The 6076-nt window shown below is 59.7% G+C and carries 3 protein-coding genes, 2 tRNA genes and 2 rRNA genes (1 of these 7 only partly in view); 6 read left to right on the forward strand and 1 reads right to left on the reverse strand.

All coding sequences use genetic code 11. The features are described from left to right. The first annotated feature begins 28 nt into the window (after positions 1 to 28). Together ACWHYV_RS08610 and ACWHYV_RS08615 are read left to right on the forward strand one after the other, a co-directional pair. Positions 29 to 961 carry a methyltransferase gene (locus ACWHYV_RS08610; RefSeq protein WP_447980237.1) on the forward strand — a complete coding sequence of 311 codons (933 nt, stop codon included), beginning with the start codon at positions 29 to 31 and terminating at the stop codon, positions 959 to 961. Between the two features lie 194 nt (positions 962 to 1155). Further along, positions 1156 to 1929: a c-type heme family protein gene (locus tag ACWHYV_RS08615; RefSeq protein ID WP_447980238.1), complete on the forward strand. Its 774-nt coding sequence runs from the start codon at positions 1156 to 1158 to the stop codon at positions 1927 to 1929. Between the two features lie 119 nt (positions 1930 to 2048). On the opposite strand, the gene ACWHYV_RS08620 is transcribed toward ACWHYV_RS08615, so the two are convergent. Next, entirely contained in the window at positions 2049 to 3080 is a 1032-nt protein-coding gene (locus tag ACWHYV_RS08620; RefSeq protein WP_447980239.1) for a molybdopterin-dependent oxidoreductase, read from the reverse strand. A gap of 646 nt (positions 3081 to 3726) precedes the next feature. Between ACWHYV_RS08620 and ACWHYV_RS08625 the strand changes: the two genes are divergently transcribed. The 4 genes from ACWHYV_RS08625 to ACWHYV_RS08640 all read left to right on the forward strand — a co-directional run. Further along, positions 3727 to 5269 (forward strand): 16S ribosomal RNA (locus ACWHYV_RS08625). A 166-nt stretch (positions 5270 to 5435) separates the two neighbouring features. Beyond that, a tRNA-Ile gene (locus tag ACWHYV_RS08630) sits at positions 5436 to 5512 on the forward strand. Positions 5513 to 5580: 68 nt separating this feature from the next. After that, positions 5581 to 5656, forward strand: a tRNA-Ala gene (locus ACWHYV_RS08635). Between the two features lie 105 nt (positions 5657 to 5761). After that, positions 5762 to 6076: ribosomal RNA gene (locus ACWHYV_RS08640) — 23S ribosomal RNA — on the forward strand (it continues 2695 nt past the right edge of the window). Together the 16S and 23S rRNA genes with 2 tRNA genes alongside form the textbook arrangement of a ribosomal RNA operon.

Genomic DNA, 6076 nt, shown 5'->3' on the forward strand with positions numbered 1-6076 from the left:
TCCTATCCTTCGCGTAGCCGGAGGGTTCATGGCGGCCACGTGCCTGTTCGTCGCGCACGAGCTACGCCTCTTCGAGCATCTGGGCCATGGCCCGGCCACGCTCCATGAGCTCTCCAAGAAAACCACCGTTCCGGCGCCAAGGCTTCGCATCATCGCGGATGCGATGGTGGCCTTGAAGCTCTTGGAGCGCCGAGGGGCACAATACGTGAACAGCGCCGCGGCTGCGGCCTATCTCAGCGGGTTGCCGATGACCGATCTCAGCCCGGTGCTTCGCTGGTGGCACGAGCTGAGCTATCCGAGTTGGATGAAGCTGATCGAGACCGTGCGAACAGGGAGGCCGGCAGCACGGCCGTCGACCGTGGATCAAGAAAAAGCCTGGTACGCCGGCATGGAGGCGCTGACCGAGCGGAGTGCGGAAGCGTTGGCCCGGCAATACGAGTTCGAGCAGCAGCGGCGCCTCTTGGACATCGGCCATGGAGCGGCCAACTACGCGACGTGGATCCTTCGGCGGCATGCACATCTCCGGGCGACATTCTTCGAGCAACCTCACCGGGCCGCCCAGATGCGGTGGCGTTTCAAAGGGACGGAGGTGGAGCATCGGGTAACCGTGCTCGCCGGTGATTGCTTGGACGATGCGATCCCGACGGGTCATGACGTCATCCTGCTGGGGCAAGTCGTTCACTTCTACGGGCCCGATCGCGTCCGCCGGCTGTTGGCAAAGTTGCGGGCGTCCGTGGATCCGGGTGCGCGGCTGCTCCTGGTCGATTATTGGACCGACCCCACGCACACCGACCCCTTCTTCGCTGCGCTGATGGCCGCGGAATTCTTACTGGCCACCGGTGAGGGCGATGTGTACAGCGAAGAGGAGATTCGGGGGTGGCTCCAGGAGACCAGATGGCGGATGCTTCGCCACGAGCCGTTGAGCGGATCGAGCAGCTTGATCGTGGCCGAGGCGGTGTAGCGGCGTCCGGGCGGTTTCAGGCTCACTGACCTCTGGTGCCAGGGGGTGTCAGAGGAGAGTTCCGTCTCCCCGCATGTTTCGGGCCCGCTCTGGACGAGGGAACGTCCGACCTTGGCCGGCAGACTGACTTGCTGCTGTCGTGCGGCGGGCAAGAGCCATCCGATAGCTTGGACCGCCACGGAGGAGGAGACCCAATGAGCACTCGATCGGTTCGGCTCTGTCTGACCGTTGTCTTGATGTTGTGGGGCAGCGGCATGCTGTCGGGCATGGAAGGAAGCCGAGCATGGGCCGACGATGATCTCGTGGAGACCGGCCGGCTGCTCGCCATTCTCTTGGATAGCGGACGGGTCACCGTTGCGACCAACCAAGCGCTGATCAACGACCCGAACAAGGGCGACAAGGGGTTTACGCCCGAGGTCTTCGAGCGACAAGTGTTCGAGATCTTTTACAAGCGGACCAACGTGGATCTTCACGACATGGCGCATGCGCCGATCCCTGAGCGGGCGAAGCCCTTGCTCGCCCGGTTGATCGAGGAGAGCAAGAAGACGATCGCCAGTTACCAGGCCGCCATCAACATCCCGGGCATCAAATACAAGGGGCTGATTCCAGCCACCTTCGGAACGGAGACCGCGGCGCGCTTTCGCGCCTGGTCCGGAATCTACCTCAAACAAACGGCGCCGCCGCAGTGGGTGCGCAACGCCAAGAACAAACCCGACGAGGTCGAGCTGATGATGCTCCGAAAGGCGGAAGCGCTTCAGCGCGCTCCTGGTCAGGATGCGATCGTGAGCGAGATCGACGGCCACAGCACCCGCGTCTTGCTCCCGTTGTTTTACACAAAGGACTGCCTCAGTTGTCACGGGGAGCCGAAAGGAGAGCGAGACATCTCGGGGTATCCCCGTGAAGGGGGGCGAGAAGGCGAGCTCGGCGGTGGCATCAGCGTCAAGATCGAGGTGAAGCCCGGACCGTGAGGCTCGTGGCTCTCCAAGCGGGGGAGATTCCGCCTCATAGCCGGCACAGGGCTCTTCACTACAGCTCTGTGGTCTGAAGCGACCTCGTAGGAGGAGAGAAAGAGAAGGCGGGAAAAACTTCAGGCGCGGGTCGGCTCCAACGCCTCGACGTCCGCGATGATCGTGTGATAACCGGACGCGCCTGCCGGTTGGGGCCGAACGATCTCTTCGATCTGCAGGTTGCCCTTCACGTCCGTCGCGCGGACGGCGACTTGGAATTTACCCGGCTTGGGCGGGCGCCATCGATAATTCCAGATCACCCAGGAGTAAGGGGATTGCGGGGGGTCGATTGCCGCGTCGTGCCATGTCTTGCCGGCGTCGAAACTCAGCTCGACCTTGGCGATCGTGTTCGGTCCGCCGAAGGCGATGCCCCGGAAATCATGCTCGGCCCCGCGCAGTGCCTGATAGTGCCCCGGGCTATCGATGCGCGAGAAAATCTTGATCGTGCCATCGTCCGTCCAGCCCTTACGCTGCCAGTAGCCGAGATAGTCGCCGTTGTAGACTTCGATCTCGGTGATCCACTTGACATTCTTGATGCCATAGAGCCCGGGAACGATCAGTCGAAGGGGAAACCCATGCGCTTTGGGGAGCTTCTCGCCGTTCATCAGGTAAGCGAGCATCACGTCGTCCTGCGTGGCCCGGGTAAACGGAATGCTGTCGTCGTAGCCGTCCGCAGCTCGGAACACTACGTCCCGCGCTGTCTCCTCATCAGCCCCCACGTCCTGAAGCAGCTTTTTCAGTGAAATGCCGCGCCAGAGCGCATTGCCGAGGCTATCGCCGCCCGGCAAGGTATCGATGCACTCGAGCGTCACGACCTGCTCGAAGGAGTCGCGGTTGAGGATATCCCGCCAACCGAGGGTCGTTTTTGATTTGACCTCTCCTGTGATGTGGAGCCGCCACTGCTCTTGATCGATATCACGGGAGAGGTTGAACGGAGAATCCATATAGTTGACGACGTAGAATTTGTCGTTGGGCGTGAAGTACACGGTCTCCCGCGGCGGCATCGCAAACATACGGCCGAAGACGCTCCCGACCGAATCACAGCCACCCAGCATGCCGGCCGCGGCACCGAGCCCTAAGGCTTTCAAGATCGTTCGGCGACTCAAGTTCATGGATCCACCGATGCTTCATCATAAAGAGGTGTACCAGGGCTACGCAAGCCAGGTCGGCGATGATCGACTGGCGTTGGAAGAAAGATCGGCATGCCTACACGAGGGGACGTACGGGTGGAGTGCCATTGCCGGTATAGTCGTGACGACTGCTCGGTTTGCTGCACGAACCGATCGTTGACGAAGCGGCTTGGATCGCGCGATCGCTGATGAGTTGCGGCAGATGTTTCTCAGATGGATGCTTCTCGTTGCGCCGTGACTCGATGCTACGAAGAAAAAACATTGGGGGCCTTGATTCTCGATTTTGGTGTGGTATCTTACGCTTCCGTCGCGCTGGTCGAAGAGTTGATCGTGCGGCGACGGGAACGCGCCAACGGAAAAGTTTTCCACACGAGCCTCGGTTCTCTTGACATGAGGGAGAGAGAAGTTATATATACACTTCTCCGCGACGATCATCGAAACTCCTCGGTAGATTCTCGCGCTAACCGGAAGCCCCTTGACAGGTCTTGAATCCCTGTTGTAAAGTGCACGGCCCGGTTATCGTTCTTTGACAACTGAATAGAGTGAGCGAGCAAGAAGCTCGAAACTCAGCCAAGTCAGCTTAGGTGTATTGAAGTGGTGGCCCTTGGATCCAATTCCTAGACACCTATTTCATGAGAGTTTGATCCTGGCTCAGAACGAACGCTGGCGGCGCGCCTAACACATGCAAGTCGAACGAGAAGGCGGGGCAACCCGCTTGTAAAGTGGCGAACGGGTGAGTAATGCATGGGTAACCTACCCTTGAGTGGGGGATAACCAGCCGAAAGGTTGGCTAATACCGCGTACGCTTCCGGTCCTACGGGGTCGGAAGGAAAGCTGCACCATGGGTGTGGCGCTCAAGGATGGGCTCATGTCCTATCAGCTTGTTGGTAGGGTAACGGCCTACCAAGGCTTCGACGGGTAGCTGGTCTGAGAGGACGATCAGCCACACTGGCACTGCGACACGGGCCAGACTCCTACGGGAGGCAGCAGTGAGGAATATTGCGCAATGGGCGAAAGCCTGACGCAGCGACGCCGCGTGGGGGATGAAGGTCTTCGGATTGTAAACCCCTTTCGGGTGGGAAGACGGCCCACGACAACGTGGGCGGACGGTACCACCAGAAGCAGCCACGGCTAACTTCGTGCCAGCAGCCGCGGTAATACGAAGGTGGCAAGCGTTGTTCGGATTTACTGGGCGTAAAGGGAGCGTAGGCGGTTCGGTAAGACCGATGGGAAATCCCGGAGCTTAACTTCGGAAGGTCATCGGTGACTGCCGGGCTAGAGGACGGGAGAGGAGCGCGGAATTCCCGGTGTAGCGGTGAAATGCGTAGAGATCGGGAGGAAGGCCGGTGGCGAAGGCGGCGCTCTGGAACGTTCCTGACGCTGAGGCTCGAAAGCGTGGGGAGCAAACAGGATTAGATACCCTGGTAGTCCACGCCCTAAACGATGGACACTAAGTGCCGGCGGGTTACCGTCGGTGCCGCAGCTAACGCAGTAAGTGTCCCGCCTGGGGAGTACGGCCGCAAGGTTGAAACTCAAAGGAATTGACGGGGGCCCGCACAAGCGGTGGAGCATGTGGTTTAATTCGACGCAACGCGAAGAACCTTACCCAGGCTGGACAAGCAGGTAGTAAAACCGTGAAAGCGGAATGAGCCCGCAAGGGCAGCCTGCTCAGGTGCTGCATGGCTGTCGTCAGCTCGTGCCGTGAGGTGTTGGGTTAAGTCCCGCAACGAGCGCAACCCCTGCCTTTAGTTGCCATCGGGTCATGCCGGGCACTCTAAAGGGACTGCCCAGGAGAACGGGGAGGAAGGTGGGGATGACGTCAAGTCAGCATGGCCTTTATGCCTGGGGCTACACACGTGCTACAATGACCGGTACAAAGGGCTGCAAACCCGCGAGGGGGAGCTAATCCCAAAAAACCGGCCTCAGTTCAGATTGGGGTCTGCAACTCGACCCCATGAAGGCGGAATCGCTAGTAATCGCGGATCAGCACGCCGCGGTGAATACGTTCCCGGGCCTTGTACACACCGCCCGTCACACCACGAAAGCCCGTTGTACCTGAAGTCGCCGGAGCCAACCCGCAAGGGAGGTAGGCGCCCACGGTATGACTGGTGATTGGGGTGAAGTCGTAACAAGGTAGCCGTAGGGGAACCTGCGGCTGGATCACCTCCTTTCTAAGGAGTACCACTCCTTCAGATCGGATCTGAGGGCCACCTCTTCAGTACACCAGCGAGACCGAGTTTCGGACACCGAGTTTGAAGGGATTCGCTTCCGTATCGTCCCCCTGAAGGAGGACCATGCCGAAGCGGAGAGCGACATCGCCCCGTGCCGTGTTCGGCTGGGCCTATAGCTCAGATGGCTAGAGCGCACCCCTGATAAGGGTGAGGTCGGTAGTTCAATCCTACCTAGGCCCACCATCTGGGGGCGCGGTCATGCGAGAGTCCTCCTGCCTCGGTTTCCTGCGGAGTCGGATCCACGAAAGCTCGGGGCTGTAGCTCAGTTGGGAGAGCATCTGCTTTGCAAGCAGAGGGTCGGCGGTTCAATTCCGCCCAGCTCCACCAACATATCGCTCACTCGATTCAGTACGACTGAAGATCGCGTCTTCAGTCCGTTCTTTGAAAATTGAATAGGTCTGGAAAGACCATGTGTGTCAGGAGCAATGTCATTGTTAAGCTACTAAGGGTGTACGGTGGATGCCCTGGCATCAGGAGGCGACGAAGGGCGTAGCTAGCTGCGATAAGCCTCGGGGAGCCGCAAGCAGGCCGTGATCCGAGGATGCCCGAATGGGGCAACCCAGGCGATGAATGCCGCCTATCCACTGCTGAATCCATAGGCAGTGAGAAGCCCACGCAGGGAAGTGAAACATCTCAGTACCTGCAGGAAAAGAAAGCAATAGCGATTCCCCCAGTAGTGGCGAGCGAAAAGGGAAGAGCCTAAACCTTACCTCTGTTCAAGCCCGTGTGCGTTGGAGGTAGGGGGTT

This window comes from Candidatus Nitrospira bockiana, assembly GCF_965152565.1.

Coding starts and splice junctions, on each gene's coding strand:
- ACWHYV_RS08610 (WP_447980237.1), top strand. CDS start 29: ATGGCGGCCACGTGCCTGTTCGTCGCGCACGAGCTACGCCTCTTCGAG.
- ACWHYV_RS08615 (WP_447980238.1), top strand. CDS start 1,156: ATGAGCACTCGATCGGTTCGGCTCTGTCTGACCGTTGTCTTGATGTTG.
- ACWHYV_RS08620 (WP_447980239.1), bottom strand. CDS start 3,080: ATGAACTTGAGTCGCCGAACGATCTTGAAAGCCTTAGGGCTCGGTGCC.